Origin of the sequence: Cupriavidus sp. SIMBA_020 (assembly GCF_046535395.1) — a bacterium.
In the GTDB taxonomy this organism is placed as follows: Bacteria; Pseudomonadota; Gammaproteobacteria; order Burkholderiales; family Burkholderiaceae; genus Cupriavidus; species Cupriavidus campinensis.
On the sequence record NZ_JAWRWU010000100.1, the window covers coordinates 1 to 416 of the forward strand.

1 protein-coding gene is annotated in these 416 nt (G+C 58.7%); it reads left to right on the forward strand.

The annotated features are described in order from the left end of the window. Window positions 1–187: 187 nt before the first annotated feature. On the forward strand, window positions 188–416 hold a 229-nt coding region (locus SB751_RS28325; RefSeq protein WP_410748829.1), incomplete at its 3' end, for a carbamoyl-phosphate synthase domain-containing protein.

Genomic DNA, 416 nt, shown 5'->3' on the forward strand with positions numbered 1-416 from the left:
CTTTAGCGTATCACCGAGCCGCCGACGGCGCTGTCACCGTTGGTATGGCAAAGGAGGGGCACGGCCGGCCCGCCGCGGCGGCTGAAATCTCCGATCTCAGCCTTATTTGGCGCGGTTCCCCGGGAAAAACGCCCGCTCAAGGTATAATTCCAAGGTTTGATTATCGATTCTAAAACCGGGGTTTACTGTGCTGCCGCAACTCTTTCCCGAGGGGATCAACCGCTTCCCTCCTGCAATTCTGGCTCTGGCGGACGGTACCATTTTTCGAGGCGTGTCGATCGGTGCGCCTGGCCATACCGTCGCCGAAGTGGTGTTCAACACCGCGATGACCGGGTACCAGGAAATTCTCACCGATCCCAGCTATAGCGGCCAGATCGTCACGCTGACCTATCCGCACATCGGCAATACCGGCATCA